Below are 19,330 nucleotides of genomic sequence, written 5' to 3'. Positions count from 1 at the left end.
CGGCGAATTCCCGGATCTGTTTACCGGTGGTCGGGCGCCGTAGCTCGCCGCTGCGATCAGCTGCACAGGCCTTGGAAGCCGGTGACCGACGTCCGACGGACCTGCACAGTGGTTACGGTCCGAACCCCTCCCTCCCACAGGCCGGCTGAACGCAACCACCGAGTAAGGAGTCAGCCCACGAAGCCTCGGCGTGAGCCAGTGGCGTCGAGCGTTTCTGACGAGAGCTCAGATACCGGACGACGACAACGCGTCCAGCACCCGGCGGATCGCGTCGGCCAGCTTGGGGTGGCCGGACTCGAACCTGGTCTCGCCGCGGGCCAGGGATTCCGCCAGGCGGTGGTGATCGCCGGCGCTCGCGTGCAGGTCGACCTCGGTACGCAGCCGGTTCAGCTCGGCACGCTCGGCGTCGTCGGTGTTCGCGGCAGCGGCGTCGAGTTGCTCGCGCAGGCCATGCAGATGCTCGTCCACGCGCTCACCGTACCCGGCGCCGCTCCGGTCGGCCGAACGGTGGATGGCGCGTCGGGCGAACGTCCCTTCCACCGCGCGGCGGGGAACGCTTTGCTCGAGTTGTGCGCCGAAACGGTGTGGCAGAAGTTGGCCGGATCCGCGGCCTGCGGACCGGCGTCGGGGCCTGCGTGCTGGCGCTCGCGCTGGCCGCTTGCGTGGCGACCCCGCCGGTCGCGGCGACCTCCCTCGACACGTCGTCGGTGACGATCGCGATGATCCCGCAGCGGCCGGAGACCCCGGACCTCGGCGTCTTCGGTAAGGTCGAGGACACCACGACAGGCCCGGGCGTGCCCAACGCGGTCGTCCAGATCCGCCGGATGAGCTCGACCGGCGGCGTCGTTGTGGCGACCACCACCGCCGACGGCAGCGGCAACTACCAGACGGATCTGCCGATGGCGGCGGCGGCGCAGTACGTCGCGCAGTTCGCTGGGACCGACACGGTGGCCGGGTCGAGTTCGTCCTCGGTCACCGGCGGCGTGACGGCGCAGGTCGTGGCCACCCCGAACAAGACGACCGTCAAGCACAAGCACGCCGTGCTGATCGACGTCCAACTGGTCCCGGCCCAGCCCGGAACCCCCGTCGTCCTGCAGTGGTACGTCCATAAGCACTGGACCAGGGTCGCCGGCGCGACCTTGAACAGCGGCGGGGACGCGCACTTCTGGGTGAAGCCCGCGGACAAGGGTCGTTACGTCTACCGGGTCCTGTGGGCCGGCGACGCGGCCGCCGGCGGCAACAACAGCGGCCCGATCTCGATCAGGGCGACCTGAGCGGGTTCGGCTCGGTCAGTCCGACGGCTCCGGCGTGCACGGTGCCAATGCCGCCCGCCACCGCGCGACCTGCTCGCTGAACGCGTCGTCCAGCGGCTCGGGGGCCAGCAGCCAGTTCCACTGCTGGGAGACCCCGGAACCCTTCAAGTGCGGCTGCGGCCGCATCGGCATCCGGTCGTCCAGCAGCGGGTAGTAGGTGTAGCCGAACGCCGCGACCTGCTCCTCCATGGGCCCGCCGAACTCGTCCTCGACGACCTCGACGATCAGCCATGGCCGGTGCTCGCCCAGCAGCCGCTGTGCCCCGGCGAGCACCTCGGCGTCGGTGGACTCGGTGTCGATCTTGAGCACCGCCGGGGCCGCGCCGGAGCGCGCGACGTAGTTGTCGAGGGTCTCGACCGGCACCATCAGCTGTCGCGACGACTTGCGCCACTGCGGATTCAGGCTGTTCGAGGAGTCGGAGTCGTCGGACAGGTACAGCTTCGCGGCCCCGGGCACCGCGCCCAGCGCGAGTTCCTCCAGCCGGGCGTCGAACTGGTTGGCCTCGGCGATCCGGCGGAAGGCGGACGCGAGGTCCGGCGTCGGTTCGAAGCCGACGACCCGCCACCCGCCCACCGCGGCGGCCAGGTGCGAGAACGGGCCGACGTTGGCGCCGACGTCGAAGAACAAGCCGTCCGGTCCGAGCCGGTCCAGCAGCGCGAGGAAACAGGCCGTCGACTCGGCCTCGTAGCCGGCGAAGCCGCCTTGCTGGAGCAGCTTCACCGCCCAGCCGCGGCTGGCGGTCTCCAGGATCAGGTGCCCGCGCCCGGGCCGGGCCGGGTCCCGGGGCTGCGGCGGCACCGGCAGCCGAAGCAACGTGCGGCGCGGGGTCGCGAGGTCCGTGGCCCGCTCGCGGGCCAGTCGGTCGGCGCGAGTCAGGGCCAGCGAGACCGTCAGCGGGTCGGCCACGCCGGTAGCGGGCAGGCCCAGCTCCCGTTGCAACGCCTTGACGCCGGCCTCGGTTGCCGGCCCGTACGAGCCGTCGATCGGCACTTCGTCGAGGTGGTTGCGGTTGACGGTGCGTTGCACCTGGCGCACCCGGCCGGCGGCCGAGCCGGACCGCACGCTGCCCGGCACCGGCAATCCGCCGGCCTCCGGGGCGGCGAAGCGCCCGACCAGGCGACGGATCGGGCGCAGGGCGCGGCGCAGGCGCTGGCCCAGGCCGGGCGGGGTGGCGGAGTTCACCACCCGCGGGCACGCCACTGCGCGAGGCTCGGCCGTTCCGCGCCCAGCGTCGTGTCCGCGCCGTGGCCGGGGTAGACCCACGTCTCGTCCGGCAGCGTGCCGAAGATCTTGGTCTCCAGATCATCGATGAGCGAGATGAAGTTGGCGGCGTTGCCGAAGGTGTTGCCGGGGCCGCCGGGGAACAGGCAGTCGCCGGTGAACAGGTGCGGCCTGCCCTCCGGGTCGTCGTAGCGCAACGCGATGCTGCCCGGGGTATGGCCGACGAGGTGGATCGCCCGCAGGGTGACGCGGCCGAAGGTGATCTCGGCCCCGTCCGTGACCTCGTCGTCGGTCGGGACCGGGATGCCCTCGGCGTCCAGGGCGTGCGCGGTGGTGCGCGCTCCGGTGTGCCGGACGACCGCCCCGAGCGCCTGCCAGTGGTCGTAGTGCTGGTGGGTCGTCACGACCCGTTCCAGCGGCCCGTTCAGCAGCGTGATCAGCGTGTCGGCGTCGTTGGCCGCGTCGATCAGCAACTGCTCACCGGAGTCCCGGCAGCGCAGCAGATAGCTGTTGTTGTCCATCGGACCGACCGCGACCTTGCTGATGACGAGACCGGGCAGTTCCCGGACGTCCGGCGGTCCGCCGACGGTGACCTTGCCGTGGTACGCGGTCATCGGTTTCTCCTCTGCGTTGCGGTGACGTCAGGGCCAGGGTGGGAGCTCGGGCAGGCCGACGGTGTCGCCGGCGCTCAGCCCGTCGCCGGAACCCCGCCCGGAGAGCCAGGCGAGCAGCCCGGGCCGCGGGCCGCTGACGGTCGCCGGGGCGCCGTCGCCATGGACCGTCCAGGTGTCGCCGGCGCCGTCGGTGGCCTTCAGGGTCAGTTCGGGTATGCCCGGCCGACCCGACATCGATGCCACGAACTCGTCCAGGCAGGCGCGCACGAAACCGATGTCCCAGTGCGCCGGGGTGTATCCGAGGTCCAGGTCGACGTGGTGGAACTCGACCTCCCGCATGCGCCCCGGCAGCAGCCAGGCGACCCGGACCACTCGCCCGGTCATCAGGGTGACCTCGTCGCTCCACTTCTCCACCGGCAGCGAGCGGGCGGCGTCGCTGAACTCGGCCGCAGCCACTGCCAGGTCCTGCGCCATCTCCTCGGCACCCCGCCCGGCGCCGGCCTCGATGGCGTCGTTGCGGGCGGCGAAGGACGGGTACATCGGCCGGTCCTCGCCGGTCGCGGCGGTGTGCAGCAGGTTGAGCAGGGCCTCGGCGTTGCGGGCGATGTGGGTGACCACGTGCCCGCGGGTCCATCCGGGCAGCTTGGACGGCGCGCGCAGGGCGTCGTCGTCCAGCGCGCTCACCGCGTCCAGCATGCGGTCGGAGGCCGCGTCGATCTCGTCGACCGCGAGCGCCACTGCGGTCGCGTCCAGCACCGCGGTCACCGGCTTGCCTCGATCCGCCCGTGCGGGCCAGGTGGTGGCTGACCCTGTGACACCTGTGACATTGGTTCGCTCGCACGCTCGCTCACGGCTGTCGCCCTTCGTCGGGGACCGTCGGGCTTGCGCCGGGCCTGGATCTCGTGCTCGGCCGATGGGGTGCGGATCTCACATGCGGAAGATACCGTCGTCGGCCCGCCACACCTCGGCGGCAGATGTGGATCTTGGTCACGCCCGCTCGGCGGTGGCCAGCCGAAGGGGCTGTCGAGTGCGGCCGGGGCATTTGTCGCTGGCGTTGCCTACAGTCGATTGAGGCGAGAGCAGCGCGAGAGCGAGCCCGCGAGCCCTCGTAGCTGCCGAGCCGATCGAAGACTGTTGAGGAGCGCAGCGACGAATACGATGACCGGCGGGGGCCGGCGGGGCGCCCGAAGCAGTCCGGAGCGGTCAGTGGAACTGAGCACCGGCGAAGTCGAGGGGCGTTTGTGGCCGACCGTCTGATCGTGCGGGGCGCGCGCGAGCACAACCTCAAGGACGTCTCGCTGGACCTGCCCCGCGAGAGCTTGATCGTGTTCACCGGGCTGTCCGGCTCGGGCAAGTCCAGCCTCGCCTTCGACACCATCTTCGCCGAGGGCCAGCGCCGCTACGTCGAGTCGCTGTCCGCCTACGCCCGGCAGTTCCTCGGGCAGATGGACAAGCCCGACGTCGACTTCATCGAGGGCCTGTCGCCGGCCGTCTCCATCGACCAGAAGTCCACCTCACGCAACCCGCGCTCGACCGTCGGCACAATCACCGAGGTCTACGACTACCTGCGGTTGCTCTACGCCCGGGCCGGGCGCCCGCACTGCCCCAAGTGCGGCCGCCCGATCGCCCGGCAGACCCCGCAGCAGATCGTCGACCGGGTGCTGGAGCTGGAGGAGGGCAGCCGGTTCCAGGTGCTCGCCCCCGTGGTCCGGGAGCGCAAGGGGGAGTACGGCGAGCTGTTCCGCGAACTGGTCGCCAAGGGGTACTCCCGGGCCCGGGTCGACGGGGTGGTGCACGCGCTCACCGAACCGCCGACGCTGAAGAAGCAGGAGAAGCACACGATCGAGGTGGTCGTCGACCGGCTCGCGGTGAAGGGCTCGGCCAAGCGGCGGCTGACCGACTCGGTGGAGACCGCGCTCGGGCTGTCAGGCGGTCTGGTCACACTGGAGTTCATCGACCTGCCGGAGGACGACCCGCATCGCGAGCGCGTCTTCTCCGAGCACCTGGCCTGCCTGTACGACGACCTGGACTTCGAGGAGTTGGAGCCGCGGTCGTTCTCGTTCAACTCCCCGTTCGGGGCCTGCACGGAGTGCGCGGGCCTGGGCACCCGCATGGAGGTCGACCCGGAGCTGGTCGTCCCGGACCCGAGCAAGTCGTTGGAGGAAGGCGCGATCGCGCCGTGGGCCTCGGCGCACACCTCGGAGTATTTCGGTCGATTGCTGACCGCGCTGGGGGAGACCCTCGGTTTCAGCACCGACGCGCCCTGGGAGAAGCTGCCGGCCAAGGCCCGCAAGGCGATCCTCGAGGGCCACCAGCACCAGGTCCACGTGAAGTACAAGAACCGCTACGGCCGGGTCCGCTCGTACTACACCGGCTACGAAGGCGTCCTGCCGTGGGTCTCGCGTCGGCACGCCGAGGCGGAGAGCGACGCCAGCCGCGACCGCTTCGCCGGGTACATGCGCGAGGTGCCGTGCCCGGCGTGTGGTGGGGCGCGGCTCAAGCCGGTCTCGCTCGCCGTGACGCTGGGCGGGCGCTCGATTGCTGACGTGGCGTCACTTCCCATCGCGGGCTGCGCGGAGTTCCTGCGCAACCTGGATCTGAGCGCACGGGAACAGCAGATCGCCGAGCGGGTGCTCAAGGAGGTCAACGCCCGGCTGGGCTTCCTGCTGGACGTCGGTCTGGACTACCTGACGTTGGACCGCGCGGCCGGGACATTGGCCGGCGGTGAGGCTCAGCGGATCCGGTTGGCCACCCAGATCGGCTCGGGTCTGGTCGGTGTGCTCTACGTCCTCGACGAGCCGTCGATCGGGCTGCACCAGCGCGACAACCACCGGCTGATCGACACCCTGTTGCGGCTGCGCGGGCTGGGCAACACGCTGATCGTGGTCGAGCACGACGAGGACACGATCCGCACCGCCGACTGGGTCGTCGACATCGGTCCGGGCGCCGGCGAGCATGGCGGCCAGGTGGTGTTCTCCGGGCCGTACAGCGAACTGCTGAAGACTCCGGACTCGCTGACTGCGGCTTACCTGTCCGGTCGGCGGTCGATCCCGGTGCCGACCACGCGGCGGAAACCCCAGCGGGGCTGGGAACTGACGGTGCGTGGGGCGAAGGAGCACAACCTCGACGACGTCACCGTCAGCTTCCCGTTGGGCTGTTTCGTCGCGGTCACCGGGGTTTCCGGGTCGGGGAAGTCCAGCCTGATCAACGACATCCTCTACAACGCACTGGCCAAGCACCTGTACAACGCCCGGACCGCGCCCGGCCGGCACACCCGCATAGACGGTCTCGAGCACATCGACAAGGCCATCCACGTCGACCAGAGCCCGATCGGGCGCACCCCGCGGTCGAACCCCGCCACGTACACCGGGGTGTTCGACAACATTCGCAAACTGTTCGCCGAGACCACCGAGGCCAAGGTCCGTGGCTACCTGCCCGGGCGGTTCTCGTTCAACGTCAAAGGCGGCCGCTGCGAGGCCTGCTCCGGCGACGGCACGATCAAGATCGAGATGAACTTCCTGCCCGACGTCTACGTGCCGTGCGAGGTCTGCGCCGGCGCCCGCTACAACCGGGAGACGTTGGAGGTCCACTACAAGGGGCGCACGATCGCCGAGGTCCTCGACATGCCGATCGAGGAGGCCGCGGAGTTCTTCGAGGCCATCCCGGCCATCTCCCGCCACCTGGTGACGCTCAACCAGGTGGGGCTCGGCTATGTGCGTCTCGGGCAGCCCGCGCCGACGCTGTCCGGCGGCGAGGCGCAGCGCGTGAAACTGGCCGCGGAACTGCAGAAGCGCTCCACCGGTCGCACGATCTACGTGCTCGACGAGCCGACCACCGGCCTGCACTTCGAGGACGTCCGCAAGTTGCTCGGTGTGCTGACCTCCCTTGTCGAGAAGGGGAACTCGGTCATCGTGATCGAGCACAACCTCGACGTGATCAAGACGGCGGACTGGATCGTCGACATGGGCCCGGAGGGTGGGTCGGGCGGGGGCAAGGTGGTGGTGACCGGCACGCCCGAGGAGGTGGCGCAGTGCGCCCAGAGCCACACCGGACGATTCCTCGCGCCGTTACTGGGCAAGTCGCAGCCGGCTCGGAAGAAGCGCGCCGCTCGCTGATCCCGCGGCCTCAGCGCGACTTTCCACGGCCTGGATTGCGTTCCTGGTACGGCCCGACGGCCCAGTGCAACCCAATCGTGACGCGGACCAACCCGGGGTGTCACACGGGCCGAATAGGCTCGGGACGATTGTTACCCACCGGTTCGGAGATCTGGAGAGTGTCGGAATGACCCACGAGCAGAGCGTCGCCGTTCCCGCCGAGTCGGAGCTGGGCGGCACCCGCTGCTGCGCCCGCCGTTCGGTGCTGCGCGGCGCCTTGGCGCTGGGTGCCGTCGGCCTCAGTGGCACGCTGACCGGTTGCGGCAGCAAGGGGTCCTCGGACACTGCCTCGTCCGGTGCGCCGCCTGCGGGCCCTTCGTCCACCGCGTCGACGCCCTCGTCGATGCCGACCTCGGCGGGCTCCACCCCGGAGGCCTCGGCCGCTCCCAGCAGCGCTTCGTCCTCGGCAGCCGCGTCCTCGGGCACCTCGCTCGGCTCGACCTCCAAGGTTCCGGTCGGTGGCGGCAACGTCTTCGGCAGCCAGAAGATTGTGGTCACCCAACCGACCGCCGGTCAGTACAAGGCGTTCACCGCGGTCTGCACCCACGAGCAGTGCACCGTCGGCGACGTCTCCGGCGGGACCATCAACTGCTACTGCCACGGCAGCAAGTTCTCGATCACCGACGGCTCCGTGGTCCACGGCCCCGCCGCGAGCCCGCTCGCGGCCAAGAACGTGACGATCAGCGGCGACAGCATCAGCCTCCAAGGCTGACCCGCGCGGCGGGAACCGCCAAAGACGCGTCAGGACCGTCGGTGCGGCCGCCTAGGCTGGCGGTGTGGCCGACCCGAGCACCTATCGCCCCCGTCCGGGCTCGGTCCCGGACTCACCGGGGGTCTACCGGTTCTCGGACGCGCACGGCCGGGTCATCTACGTCGGCAAGGCCAAGAGCCTGCGGTCCAGGTTGGGCTCCTACTTCCAGGACCCGGCCGCGTTGCACCCGCGTACGCAGACGATGGTCACCAGCGCGGCCAAGGTCGACTGGACGGTGGTCGCCACCGAGGTCGAGGCGCTGCAGCTCGAGTACTCCTGGATCAAGGAGTACGACCCGCGGTTCAACGTCCGGTACCGCGACGACAAGTCCTACCCGAGCCTGGCCGTCACGCTGCACGAGGAGTACCCGCGGCTGCAGGTGATGCGCGGGCCCAAGAAGAAAGGCGTGCGCTACTTCGGCCCGTACGCCCATGCCTGGGCCATCCGGGAGACCCTCGACCTGCTACTGCGGGTGTTCCCGGCCCGGACCTGCTCGGCCGGGGTGTTCCGGCGGGCGGCGCTGTCCGGGCGGCCCTGCCTGCTCGGCTACATCGACAAGTGCTCTGCGCCCTGCGTCGGGCGGGTGAGCGCCGATGAGCACCGGCGCATCGTGCTGGACTTCTGCGACTTCATGGCCGGCCGGACCGCGGGGTACCTGCGGCGGTTGGAGAAGGAGATGACCGCGGCGGCCGCCGAGCAGGAGTACGAACGGGCCGCCCGCATCCGCGACGACATCGGGGCCCTGCGTCGGGCGATGGAGAAGAACGCCGTGGTGCTCGGCGACGGCACCGACGCCGACGTGATCGCGCTGGCCGAGGACGCGCTGGAGGCCGCGGTCCAGGTCTTCCACGTCCGCGACGGTCGGGTGCGGGGACGACGCGGGTTCGTGGTGGACAAGGTCGAGGACATCGGCCCCGCGGAGCTCGTCGAGCACTTCATCCAGCAGCTTTACGGCGATGAGGCGGAGGGCGGGGAGGCAGGATCATTCGAGGCGGTTCCCCGCGAGCTGCTGGTCCCGGCTCTGCCGCCCGACGTGCCCGCGCTGACCGAATGGCTCCAGCGGCGCCGCGGCGCCCGGGTCGAGCTGCGCGTCCCGGTTCGCGGCGACAAGAAGGCGCTGATGGAGACGGTCGCCCGCAACGCGGTCGAGGTCCTGGCGTTGCACAAGACGAAGCGGGCCGGTGATCTCACGAGCCGGTCGGTGGCGCTGCAGGAACTGCAGGACGCCCTCGGGCTGGACGAGGCGCCGCTGCGCATCGAGTGCTTCGACGTCTCCAACCTGCAGGGCACCGAGGTCGTGGCCTCGATGGTGGTGTTCGAGGACGGCCTGGCCCGCAAGAGCGAGTACCGCAAGTTCAACATCAAGAGCGTCGACGGCCAGAACGACGTGGCCTCGATCAGCGAGGTGATCAGCCGCCGGTTCCGTCGGTACCTCGAGGAACGGGACGGGGCCACCCCGGACGCGGCCCAGCCGATCGACCCTGAGACCGGGCGGCCCCGCCGCTTCGCGTACCCGCCGAACCTGGTCGTGGTCGACGGTGGCCCGCCGCAGGTCGCGGCCGCGGCCGCCGCACTGGACGCGCTCGGGGTCAACGACGTCGCGCTGTGCGGGCTGGCCAAGCGGCTGGAGGAGGTGTGGCTGCCCGACACCGAGTACCCGGTGATCCTGCCGCGGAGCAGCGAAGGCCTCTACCTGCTGCAGCGGGTCCGCGACGAGGCCCACCGGTTCGCGATCAGCCACCACCGCAACCGGCGTTCGAAGTCGATGCTCGCCGGCCGGCTGGAGCAGGTGCCTGGCCTGGGGGACAAGCGGCGGGCCCAACTGCTCGCGCACTTCGGGTCGTTGAAGAAGCTGCGGGTCGCCGAGGTCACCCAGATCGCGGCCGTGCCCGGCTTCGGTCCGCGGACGGCGGCCGCGGTCCACGCCGCGTTGGCGAGCCTGCCGGGTGGGGGTCCGGCGGTGAACATGACCACGGGCGTCATCATCGAGGACGACAGAATCGGGGACGACCGCATCGAGGAAGACCGCATCGAGGACGACAGCACGGGATCGACCGGCCCGGCCGACGAGGGGGACCCGGAATGAACCAGTGCAGGCGACGGGTGGGCAGCGATGAGCAACGCACCGGAGACTGACGCCGCGGGCGGCCCGCCACCGGACGCCCCGATCTCGTTGACGATCATCACCGGGATGTCCGGGGCCGGTCGCAGCACCGCGGCCAACGCGCTGGAGGACCGCGGCTGGTTCGTGGTCGACAACCTGCCGCCGGCTCTGCTGCCCAGGCTCGTGGAACTCGGGGTGCGCAGCAAGGGCGGGGTGCCGAACATCGCCGCCGTCGTCGACGTGCGCTCCGGGGCGTTCTTCGACTCGCTGCGGGATGCCCTGGTCGAGCTCGAGGCCCGGGCGGTTGTGCTCCGGGTGCTTTTCCTGGAGGCGTCTGACGGTGCGTTGGTGCGCCGGTTCGAGAGCGTCCGGCGGCCGCACCCGTTGCAGGAGGACGGTCGGCTGACTGATGGTATCGCCGCCGAGCGGGCCCTGCTGCGCGACCTGCGCGGCCGGGCCGACCATGTCATCGACACCACCCTGCTGAACGTGCACCAGCTCCGGGAGCGGATCGACGAGGTCTTCTCGGGCGCGGTCGAACCGCCGCTGTCGGTGACCGTGCTGTCGTTCGGCTACAAGTACGGCCTGCCGGTCGACTCGGACCTCGTCGTCGACTGCCGCTTCCTGCCCAACCCGCACTGGGTGCCGGCGCTGCGGGACCGCACCGGCCTGGACCCGGAGGTCAGCGATTACGTGCTGAGCCGGCCCGGGGCCAAGGAGTTCCTCGACGGCTACCTGGCGCTGCTGCGTCCGGTGCTGGAGGGCTACCGGCGCGAGGGCAAGCGGTACGTGACGTTGTCGGTCGGGTGCACCGGCGGGAAGCACCGCAGCGTCGCCATGTCCGAGCAGATCGGTCCGCAGATCGCGGACACCGGGGCTTCGGTCCGGATCGTGCACCGTGACGTGGGCCGCGAATGAGCGAGCTTGCGAGTGAGTCGATGTCGCAGTGCCCGCCACCGTCGAGCTCGCACGGGAGTACGGAGGCACGGCGGTGAGCGAGCTTGCGAGTGAATCGATGTCGCGGCGCCCGCCACCGTCGAGCTCGCGCGGGCGTGCGGGGGCGTGCCGGTGAGCGAGCTTGCGAGTGAGTCGATGTCGCAGTGCCCGCCACCGTCGAGCTCGCGCGGGCGTGCGGAGGCATGCCGGTGAGCCAGGACGACAGGCGCGCCGCCGGACCGCGGGTGGTCGCGCTGGGCGGTGGCCACGGGCTGGCCGCCTCGCTGACCGCGCTGCGGCAGGTGACCGAGCAACTGACCGCGGTGGTCACCGTGGCCGACGACGGCGGCTCCAGCGGGCGGCTGCGGCGCGACCTCGGGGTGCTGCCGCCGGGCGACCTGCGGATGGCGCTCGCGGCGTTGTGCGGCGACGACGAGTGGGGCGCGACCTGGAGCAAGGTCGTGCAGCACCGGTTCGGCCCGGCCGGGGACCTGCACAACCACGTCGTCGGCAACGTGCTGATCGTCGCGCTGTGGGACCTGCTCGGAGACACCGTGGCCGGCCTGGACTGGGTCGGACGGCTGCTCGGGGCCCGCGGCCGGGTGCTGCCGATGGCCGCGGTGCCGTTGGACATCGTCGCCGAGGTCGCCGGGCTGGACCCGGACGACCCGACCCGGGTGGCGGAGGTCCGGGGCCAGGTCGCGGTCGCGACCACCCGCGGCCAGGTGGTCGTGCTCGGGCTGGAACCGGCGGACCCGCCGGCCTGCCCGGAGGCCGTGACTGCCGTCCGCGAGGCGGACTGGGTTGTGCTCGGCCCCGGTTCCTGGTTCACGAGCGTGCTCCCGCACCTGTTGGTCCCGGAACTTGCGAAGGCGTTGACGGAAACTTCCGCGGCCCGGTTGTTGACCTTGAATCTGGCTCCCCAGCAAGGGGAAACCACTGGGTTCTCACCGCACACCTACCTCGAGGTGCTGGCCGGACACGCCCCTGACCTGTGGCTGGACGTGGTCCTCGCCGATCCCGAGTCGGTCACCGACGTGCCCGGACTGGCCAAGGCGGTCGCCGCATTCGGGGCGGAACTGGTGCTCGAACCGGTCGGTGTGGGCGATGGTGTGGCACGTCACGATCCAAGACGTCTCGCACTCGCGTACCGCAGCATCTTCGCTCGTGGCAGGATTCGAACATGCCGCTGATTCCCGTGTGTGTCCTGTCGGCTTCCCGGGGGGGCTGCGTCGAAGTGCAGCCGTGGTTCGGAATTGTTCCGCCCACGTATTCTGCTCCCCGATCCTTCGCTAGGGTCGAGACATGGCGATGACCTCGTCGGTCAAGGACGAGCTGAGCCGACTGGCGGTGACGAAACCCTGTTGTCGTAAGGCAGAAGTGTCTTCGACGCTGCGGTTCGCAGGGGGACTGCACCTGGTCGGCGGGCGGATTGTGGTCGAGGCGGAGCTCGACACGGGATCCGCTGCTCGGCGATTGCGAAAGGACATCGCCGAGATATTCGGCCACCCCTCGGAGGTGGCGGTGATGGCCCCGGGGGGTCTTCGGCGGGGCAGCCGGTGGGTTGTCCGGGTCGTCGCGGCCGGCGAGGCCCTGGCTCGCCAGACCGGCCTGGTCGACGGCCGCGGCCGCCCGGTCCGGGGGTTGCCGCCGCAGGTCGTCTCGGGTTCGCTGTGCGATGCCGAGGCTGCCTGGCGAGGTGCGTTCCTGGCCCACGGTTCGCTGACCGAACCGGGCCGCTCCTCGGCGATGGAGATCACCTGTCCCGGCCCGGAAGCGGCATTGGCCCTGGTCGGGGCGGCTCGCCGGATGGGCGTGGCGGCAAAGGCCCGTGAGGTCCGCGGGGTCGACCGGGTGGTCGTCAAGGACGGCGACGCGATCGGCGCGCTGCTGACCCGCCTCGGGGCCCACCAGAGCGTGTTGGCCTGGGAGGAGCGGCGGCTGCGCCGCGAGGTCCGGGCGACCGCGAACCGGCTGGCAAACTTCGACGACGCGAACCTGCGGCGCTCGGCCCGCGCGGCGGTAGCCGCCGGCGCCCGGGTGGCCCGCGCGTTGGAGATCCTGCGCGACGAGGTTCCGGACCACCTGGCCGCCGCGGGGAAGCTGCGGGTGGAGCACAAGCAGGCCAGCCTCGAGGAACTCGGTGCGCTGTCCGACCCGCCGCTGACCAAGGACGCCATCGCCGGACGGATCCGGCGCCTGCTGGCCATGGCCGACAAGCGGGCCTCCGAACTCGGGATCCCGGACACTGAGGCCAATCTGACCCCGGAGATGCTCGTCCCGTAGCACCACCAGGCGCACCACGCTTTCTGACGATCCGTCAGCTGTCCGGTGGCACTTCGCGGTGCCGCGTGGGCAACACTGGGCGGATGGACAGCGCGACCAGACAGGCCCCGGGCGACGCTGGGCTGTACGGGCCGGGCAGCGCGACCTGGGCGATCCACGGCCATCCCGTGGCCTGGATCGGCGGAGTCCGCGCCCTGTACCTGCAGGCCCTGCACCCGGCGGCGCTGCGCGGGGTGTTCGGCGCCTCCGACTACCGCGCGGACCCGTGGGGCAGGCTGATCCGTACTGCCGAGTTCGTCGGGGTGACCACTTTCGGCTCGGCTCCGCAGGCCCGGGCCGCCGCCGAGCGGATCCGGTTGATGCACGCCCGCCTCGAGGTCGACGACCCGCACCTGCTGCGCTGGGTGCACTGCTGCGAGGTCGAGTCGTTCCTGGACGTGGCCCTGCGCTCCGGCGGGCCGAGGGTCGATGCCGACGCCTACCTGGCCGAGCAGGCGGCCAACGCCTGGCTGGTCGGGCTGGACCCCAAGGACGTGCCGGCCGACCGGGCCGCGTTGGGGGAGTACTTCGACCGGATGCGGCCAGAGCTCGCGGCGGGCCAGGAGGCCCGTCAGGTCGCCCGGTTCCTGCTCGTCCCGCCGATGCCGAACCAGGTCCGGCTGCTCACTCCCGCGCTGCCGGCCTGGGTGGTGCTGTCCGCGGTCGCGTTCGACACCTTGCCCGGCTGGGCCCGGCGGCTGTACCGGGTCCCTCGCCCGCCGGGCGCGGACCTGTCGGTCGGCCTGCTGCTACGGACCCTGCGCGGAGCCGTCGACCTGCTGCCGGAGCAGGTCAGGCAGGGCCCGCACCAGCGGGCGGCCGTGGCTCGACTGGCCGGTCAGTGACCCTTGGGCATGCCTTTCATCCCGGGCATCGACTCATGTGCGCCTGAGTCGTCGGCGATGTCGCTGGGCACCGCCGTGTTCGGGGTACGGCGCATCGCGGCCGGCGCCGCTGTCCCGGACTTCAGGTCGTCGGTCTCATAGACGGCGATCAGCATGATCCCCATCACGCCGGTGAGCGTCCGGGGCGCGTCGTAGAGGCTGGTGATCCGCAGGTCGTCACCGGCCCGGACCACGCCCAGGCTGTCCCAACTGCAACCGGACATCGAGGTGACCATCCCGGCGAACATCCCGCTGCCGTAGGTGGCTCGCGAGGCGCAGATGCGCTGCCCGGTGGAGGTGTCGTCGAGGGTGACGCCCTGGCCGCCCGGGTGGACGTGACCAGCTGCGGCCACGATCCGCCCGGTCAGCGTGGAGTGCCAGTCCCACGGGGTCGCGCTGTGCCCGGCCGGCACCGAGTACTGGGAGTTGCCGCAGTCGGCGACGTCGAGCCACACCGGCGTGACCGGTTTCATCCCAGCGGTGCTCGCCGGGACGTGGGTGACGTCGGCCTCGAAGAACACGGTGCGCGCCTGGTCGCTGTGGTTCATGAGATCGACGACGCCGGTCCAGCGACCCGGTTCGACCTTGAAGCCGAAGCCGGACGGCAGCTGCATCGGGGTCCGTTCGTCGCCGGAGGCGAAGATCCGCCGGCCCAGGGCACCGATGCCCTGCGTGGGGCCGCACGTCGCGTCGGCCTTGCCCGGCTCGAAGATCACCAGGTGGTGCAGCATCACACCGGTGTCCATGTCGGCGCGCTTGCCGTCGGCGTAGAGGAGCTTGGGCACGACCGCGGTGATGAAGCAGTCGGCGCAGGGCTTCGGGATCGTCGGCACGAAGCGGTTCTGCTCGCCGGTGTCGCCCAATGGCGCCGGCGGGAGCACGAACGGCCCGACCCGCACCTTGCTCACCTGCGGCCCGGACGCCGCTGTGGAGGCAGTGGCGGCAAGCGCCGCGGAGACGTTGCCCGGGGCCGCAGCCAGGGCCGCCACAGCGATGAACAGGGCACCGAGTCGAAGTCGCAGCCGCCCCATGGCGCTCCCCTTCCGCGCGGACCGAGATCTGGCGATTCTCACGATCAGTCGCGCTTGCGCAAATAGCAACCGATTCGGAGGTTTGTCCGGGTTTGTCTGCGGGGTACCGAATACAGGGCCGTGAGGTTCACGAAGACCGGGGGGCTAGGCTTCATTCAGGCCCTGACCAGCGCATGAGGAGGACCGCCAGTGGCGATCCGAGTAGGTATCAACGGCTTCGGACGCATCGGCCGCAACTTCTTCCGCGCCGTGCTGGCGTCCGGGGCGGACATCGAGATCGTCGGGGTCAACGACCTCACCGACACCGGGACGCTGGCCCACCTGCTGCGCTACGACAGCATCCTGGGTCGCCTCGGCACGGACGTGAAGGCCTCGGACAACGAGATCAGCGTCGGCGGCAAGTCGTTCGCGGTCGTCGCCGAGCGCGACCCGGCGGTACTGCCCTGGAAGTCCCTCGGCGCCGACATCGTCATCGAGTCGACCGGGCACTTCACCAAGGCCGCCGACGCCGCCAAGCACTTGGCCGCCGGGGCTCGCAAGGTGATCATCTCGGCACCGGCCAGCGACGAGGACATCACGATCGTGATGGGCGTCAACGACGACAAGTACGACCCGGCGGCGCACAACGTGATCTCGAACGCCTCGTGCACGACCAACTGCGTGGCCCCGATGGCCAAGGTGATGCTGGAGAACTTCGGCATCGTCAACGGCCTGATGACCACGATCCACGCGTACACCAACGACCAGGTGATCCTGGACTTCCCGCACAAGGACCTGCGGCGGGCGCGCGCGGCGGCCACCAACATCATTCCGACCTCGACGGGGGCCGCGAAGGCGACCGCGCTGGTGCTGCCGGAGTTGAAGGGCAAGCTCGACGGCATCGCGATGCGCGTGCCGGTGCCCACCGGTTCGGTCACCGACCTGGTGCTCACGCTGGGCCGGGAGACCGACAAGGCCGAGGTGAACGCGGCGTTCCAGGCCGCGGCGCAGGGGGCGCTGAAGGGGATCCTGGACTACACGGAGGACCCGATCGTGTCCTCCGACATCGTGACCTGGCCCGCGTCGTGCACCTTCGACTCGTTGCTGACGATGGTGCAGGGCAACCAGGCCAAGATCGTCGGCTGGTACGACAACGAGTGGGGCTACTCCAACCGGTTGGTCGACCTGACCACCCTGGTCGGCCGCTCGCTCTGAGTCCGGCCATGCGGAGCATCGACGAACTCGGCAACCTGCGCGGGCGTCGCGTACTGGTCCGTAGCGACCTCAACGTGCCGCTGGACACCAGATCCGACGGACAGAGCGCCATCACCGACGACGGCCGCATCCGGGCCAGCCTGCCGGTGATCACCGAACTGGCCGGCCGCGGCGCCCGGGTGGTCGTCTGCGCCCACCTGGGTCGCCCCAAGGGCGAGGTCGTGCCGGCGCTCTCGTTGGCCCCGGTGGCCCGGCGGCTGGGGGAGTTGGCCGGGCTGCCGGTGGAGTTCAGCCCGGCAGTCAGCGGACCCGACGCGATGGCTGTCGTAAGGGATCTGACGGATGGTCAGGTCGTAGTGCTGGAGAACGTCCGGTTCTCCGCCGCGGAGACCTCGAAGGACGAGTCGGTGCGCGGCGCGTTCGCCGCGGAGTTGGCCGCGATGGCCGACGTCTACGTCGACGACGCGTTCGGCGCGGTGCACCGCAAGCACGCCAGCGTCTACGACGTCGCACGGCTGCTGCCGCACGCGGCCGGGCCGTTGGTCCGGGCCGAGGTCGACGTGCTGCGTCGGCTGACCGAGGACCCGGTGCGTCCGTACACGGTCGTGCTGGGCGGCTCGAAGGTCTCGGACAAGCTCGCGGTCATCGATCGGTTGCTCGGCCTGGCCGACCGCATCCTGGTCGGTGGCGGCATGGTGTTCACCTTCCTCGCCGCCCAGGGCCACGAGGTCGGCAAGTCGCTGCTGGAGAGCGACCAAGTGGACGCCGTCCGCGGGTACCTGTCCCGGGCCGCCGACGAGGGCGTCGAGCTGCTCCTGCCCACCGACGTGGTGGCCGCCGATCGCTTCGCCGCCGATGCCGACGCGATCGTCGTCCCCGTCGAGGCGATCCCGGCCGACCGGATGGGCCTGGACATCGGCCCGGCCAGCGCCGCGGCCTTCGCCGGCGCGTTGGCCGACTCGGCCACCACCTTCTGGAACGGCCCGATGGGCGTGTTCGAGATGGACGCCTTCGCCGCTGGCACCCGAGCCGTGGCCCAGGCATTGGCCACCGGTAAGGGCTTCTCGGTGGTCGGCGGTGGCGACTCGGCCGCCGCGATCCGCCGGCTCGGCTTCCGCGACGACGCCTTCGGACACATCTCCACCGGCGGCGGCGCGAGCCTGGAATACCTGGGGGGCAAGGAATTGCCCGGACTAACGGTCCTGGAGGACTAGTGGCACGAACGCCGCTGATGGCCGGCAACTGGAAAATGAACCTGAACCACCTCGAGGCGATCGCGGTGGTGCAGAAATTGGCCTTCGCCCTCAACGACAAGGACTTCGACGCCGTCGAGGTGGTGGTCATCCCGCCGTTCACCGACCTCCGCTCGGTGCAGACGGTGATCGACGGCGACCACGTGCGGATCAAGTTCGGCGCCCAGGACATCTCGGCGCACGATTCCGGCGCCTACACCGGCGAGGTGTCCGGCGCGATGCTGGCGAAGCTGACGTGCACCTACGCCCTGGTCGGGCACTCGGAGCGGCGGCAATACCACAACGAGGACGACGCGCTGGTCAACGCCAAGGTCCGGGCCGCCTTCCGGCACGGGCTGGTCCCGATCATGTGCGTGGGCGAAGGCTTGGAGGTGCGCAAAGCCGCCGGCCATGTCGGGCATTGCCTGTCGCAGGTCGACAGGGGACTGGTCGACATTCCCGCCGCGCAGGCCCGCACGATGGTCATCGCCTACGAGCCGGTGTGGGCGATCGGCACCGGCGAGGTCGCCACCCCGGCCGACGCGCAGGAGGTCTGCGCGGCCATCCGGGACCGGCTGCAGGAGCTCTACTCGGCCGAGACGGCCGACGCGGTGCGGATTCTCTACGGCGGATCGGTCAAGGGCGACAACGTGGCGGCGATCATGGTCGAGGCCGATGTCGACGGCGCGCTGATCGGCGGGGCAAGCCTCGACCCGGTCGAGTTCACCCGGATCGTCCGCTATCGGGACGCCCCGAAGACCTGACACGCCTGCCGGTTGCGTGACCCGCCGCGCGGACGACGTAGTCTTTGCAACGCAGAAGTGTGTTCGGGTTGTGCTGCTGTGCCCGTGGTGAGGCTGCGGGGCGTCGGGCTCGACCGCATCAAGAGGTGTCCGGAAGGTGGTGAGCAGACCGTGACGGTTCTGTTCGAGGTGCTGCTGATCGTCACGAGCGTGCTCATCATCATGCTCGTGCTGCTGCACAAGGGCAAAGGCGGCGGTCTTTCCGACCTGTTCGGCGGCGGTGTCTCGTCGTCGTTGGGCGGCTCGTCGATCGCGGAACGCAACCTGGACCGGATCACCTACATCGTGATGAGTGTGTGGATCATCAGTTGCATCAGCCTCTCGCTGGTACTGAAGAACTGATTCCCCGCTCTCCTCGATCCGATCAACTGTCAGTCCCGTTCCCGGAGGACATCCTGTGGCCAGTGGTAACGCGATCAGGGGCAGCCGCGTAGGTGCGGGGCCGATGGGTGAGGCCGAGCGAGGCGACACGGCGCCGCGCTTCTGGATCTCCTACTACTGCGCGAACGGACACGAGACCCGGCCCAGCTTCGCGGAGGAGGGCACGGTCACCGCGCCCGAGTTCTGGGACTGCCCGCGCTGCGGCTTCCCGGCCGGCCAGGACGCCAGCGCGCCACCGGCACCGCCGCGCACCGAGCCGTACAAGACCCACCTGGCCTACGTGCGCGAGCGCCGGACGATCGCCGACGGCGAGGCGATCCTCGCCGAGGCGCTCGACAAGCTGCGCACCACCGGCCGCCCGTACTGATCGCACGCAGCGGGCGCTTG

At 70.6% G+C, this 19,330-nt stretch carries 18 protein-coding genes; 13 read left to right on the top strand and 5 right to left on the bottom strand.

The window, feature by feature from the left end; genetic code table 11:
• Window positions 1-225: 225 nt before the first annotated feature.
• On the bottom strand, window positions 226-468 hold the full coding sequence (locus VHU88_16705) for a DUF4404 family protein (protein ID HEX3613331.1): 243 nt from the start codon (window positions 466-468) through the stop codon (window positions 226-228).
• A 116-nt stretch (window positions 469-584) separates the two neighbouring features.
• Here VHU88_16705 and VHU88_16700 point away from each other — a divergent pair, with 116 nt between their 5' ends.
• Window positions 585-1,274 carry a hypothetical protein gene (locus tag VHU88_16700; GenBank protein ID HEX3613330.1) on the top strand — a complete coding sequence of 230 codons (690 nt, stop codon included), beginning with the start codon at window positions 585-587 and terminating at the stop codon, window positions 1,272-1,274.
• A 15-nt stretch (window positions 1,275-1,289) separates the two neighbouring features.
• On the opposite strand, the gene VHU88_16695 is transcribed toward VHU88_16700, so the two are convergent.
• The 3 genes from VHU88_16695 to VHU88_16685 are packed head-to-tail and all read right to left on the bottom strand — an operon-like array spanning window position 1,290 to window position 3,913.
• Window positions 1,290-2,513, bottom strand: a complete 1,224-nt coding sequence (locus VHU88_16695) for an FkbM family methyltransferase (GenBank protein HEX3613329.1) — start codon at window positions 2,511-2,513, stop codon at window positions 1,290-1,292.
• Complete coding sequence (locus tag VHU88_16690) at window positions 2,492-3,148, bottom strand: MBL fold metallo-hydrolase (GenBank protein ID HEX3613328.1); 657 nt, start codon at window positions 3,146-3,148, stop codon at window positions 2,492-2,494. The genes VHU88_16695 and VHU88_16690 overlap by 22 nt, the downstream gene beginning before the upstream one ends.
• Before the next feature lie 27 nt (window positions 3,149-3,175).
• Complete coding sequence (locus VHU88_16685; GenBank protein HEX3613327.1) at window positions 3,176-3,913, bottom strand: maleylpyruvate isomerase family mycothiol-dependent enzyme; 738 nt, start codon at window positions 3,911-3,913, stop codon at window positions 3,176-3,178.
• Window positions 3,914-4,389: 476 nt separating this feature from the next.
• Between VHU88_16685 and uvrA the strand changes: the two genes are divergently transcribed.
• The 7 genes from uvrA to VHU88_16650 all read left to right on the top strand — a co-directional run bounded on the left by uvrA (window position 4,390) and on the right by VHU88_16650 (window position 14,263).
• Window positions 4,390-7,263, top strand: a complete 2,874-nt coding sequence (gene uvrA, locus VHU88_16680; GenBank protein ID HEX3613326.1) for an excinuclease ABC subunit UvrA — start codon at window positions 4,390-4,392, stop codon at window positions 7,261-7,263.
• Between the two features lie 166 nt (window positions 7,264-7,429).
• Entirely contained in the window at window positions 7,430-8,014 is a 585-nt protein-coding gene (locus VHU88_16675; protein HEX3613325.1) for a Rieske (2Fe-2S) protein, read from the top strand.
• Window positions 8,015-8,078: 64 nt separating this feature from the next.
• Window positions 8,079-10,139 (top strand): excinuclease ABC subunit UvrC, encoded by a 2,061-nt coding sequence (uvrC, locus tag VHU88_16670; GenBank protein HEX3613324.1) that lies wholly within the window; start codon window positions 8,079-8,081, stop codon window positions 10,137-10,139.
• A gap of 27 nt (window positions 10,140-10,166) precedes the next feature.
• Window positions 10,167-11,075 carry an RNase adapter RapZ gene (rapZ, locus tag VHU88_16665; GenBank protein HEX3613323.1) on the top strand — a complete coding sequence of 303 codons (909 nt, stop codon included), beginning with the start codon at window positions 10,167-10,169 and terminating at the stop codon, window positions 11,073-11,075.
• Between the two features lie 227 nt (window positions 11,076-11,302).
• The gene (yvcK, locus tag VHU88_16660) at window positions 11,303-12,286 is read left to right on the top strand and encodes a uridine diphosphate-N-acetylglucosamine-binding protein YvcK (protein HEX3613322.1); all 984 of its coding nucleotides are present in this window, start codon (window positions 11,303-11,305) and stop codon (window positions 12,284-12,286) included.
• A gap of 112 nt (window positions 12,287-12,398) precedes the next feature.
• Complete coding sequence (gene whiA / locus VHU88_16655) at window positions 12,399-13,379, top strand: DNA-binding protein WhiA (GenBank protein ID HEX3613321.1); 981 nt, start codon at window positions 12,399-12,401, stop codon at window positions 13,377-13,379.
• Between the two features lie 83 nt (window positions 13,380-13,462).
• Window positions 13,463-14,263 carry an oxygenase MpaB family protein gene (locus tag VHU88_16650; GenBank protein ID HEX3613320.1) on the top strand — a complete coding sequence of 267 codons (801 nt, stop codon included), beginning with the start codon at window positions 13,463-13,465 and terminating at the stop codon, window positions 14,261-14,263.
• On the opposite strand, the gene VHU88_16645 is transcribed toward VHU88_16650, so the two are convergent.
• Window positions 14,257-15,333 carry a hypothetical protein gene (locus tag VHU88_16645; GenBank protein ID HEX3613319.1) on the bottom strand — a complete coding sequence of 359 codons (1,077 nt, stop codon included), beginning with the start codon at window positions 15,331-15,333 and terminating at the stop codon, window positions 14,257-14,259. The two genes, VHU88_16650 and VHU88_16645, sit on opposite strands and share 7 nt — an antisense overlap.
• A 189-nt stretch (window positions 15,334-15,522) precedes the next feature.
• Here VHU88_16645 and gap point away from each other — a divergent pair, with 189 nt between their 5' ends.
• The 5 genes from gap (at window position 15,523) to VHU88_16620 (ending at window position 19,310) form a co-directional block, all read left to right on the top strand.
• A complete protein-coding gene (gene gap / locus VHU88_16640; GenBank protein HEX3613318.1) occupies window positions 15,523-16,527 on the top strand; it encodes a type I glyceraldehyde-3-phosphate dehydrogenase in 1,005 nt (334 codons plus the stop codon).
• Window positions 16,528-16,535: 8 nt separating this feature from the next.
• Entirely contained in the window at window positions 16,536-17,741 is a 1,206-nt protein-coding gene (locus VHU88_16635) for a phosphoglycerate kinase (GenBank protein ID HEX3613317.1), read from the top strand.
• A complete protein-coding gene (gene tpiA / locus VHU88_16630) occupies window positions 17,741-18,523 on the top strand; it encodes a triose-phosphate isomerase (protein HEX3613316.1) in 783 nt (260 codons plus the stop codon). The genes VHU88_16635 and tpiA overlap by 1 nt, the downstream gene beginning before the upstream one ends.
• A 150-nt stretch (window positions 18,524-18,673) precedes the next feature.
• The gene (secG, locus tag VHU88_16625) at window positions 18,674-18,904 is read left to right on the top strand and encodes a preprotein translocase subunit SecG (protein HEX3613315.1); all 231 of its coding nucleotides are present in this window, start codon (window positions 18,674-18,676) and stop codon (window positions 18,902-18,904) included.
• 55 nt (window positions 18,905-18,959) lie between these two features.
• Entirely contained in the window at window positions 18,960-19,310 is a 351-nt protein-coding gene (locus VHU88_16620) for an RNA polymerase-binding protein RbpA (protein ID HEX3613314.1), read from the top strand.
• Window positions 19,311-19,330: the final 20 nt, after the last annotated feature.

This window comes from Sporichthyaceae bacterium (genome assembly GCA_036269075.1).
GTDB lineage: Bacteria > Actinomycetota > Actinomycetes > Sporichthyales > Sporichthyaceae > DASQPJ01.
This window is presented reverse-complemented; position numbering and strand designations above follow the sequence as displayed.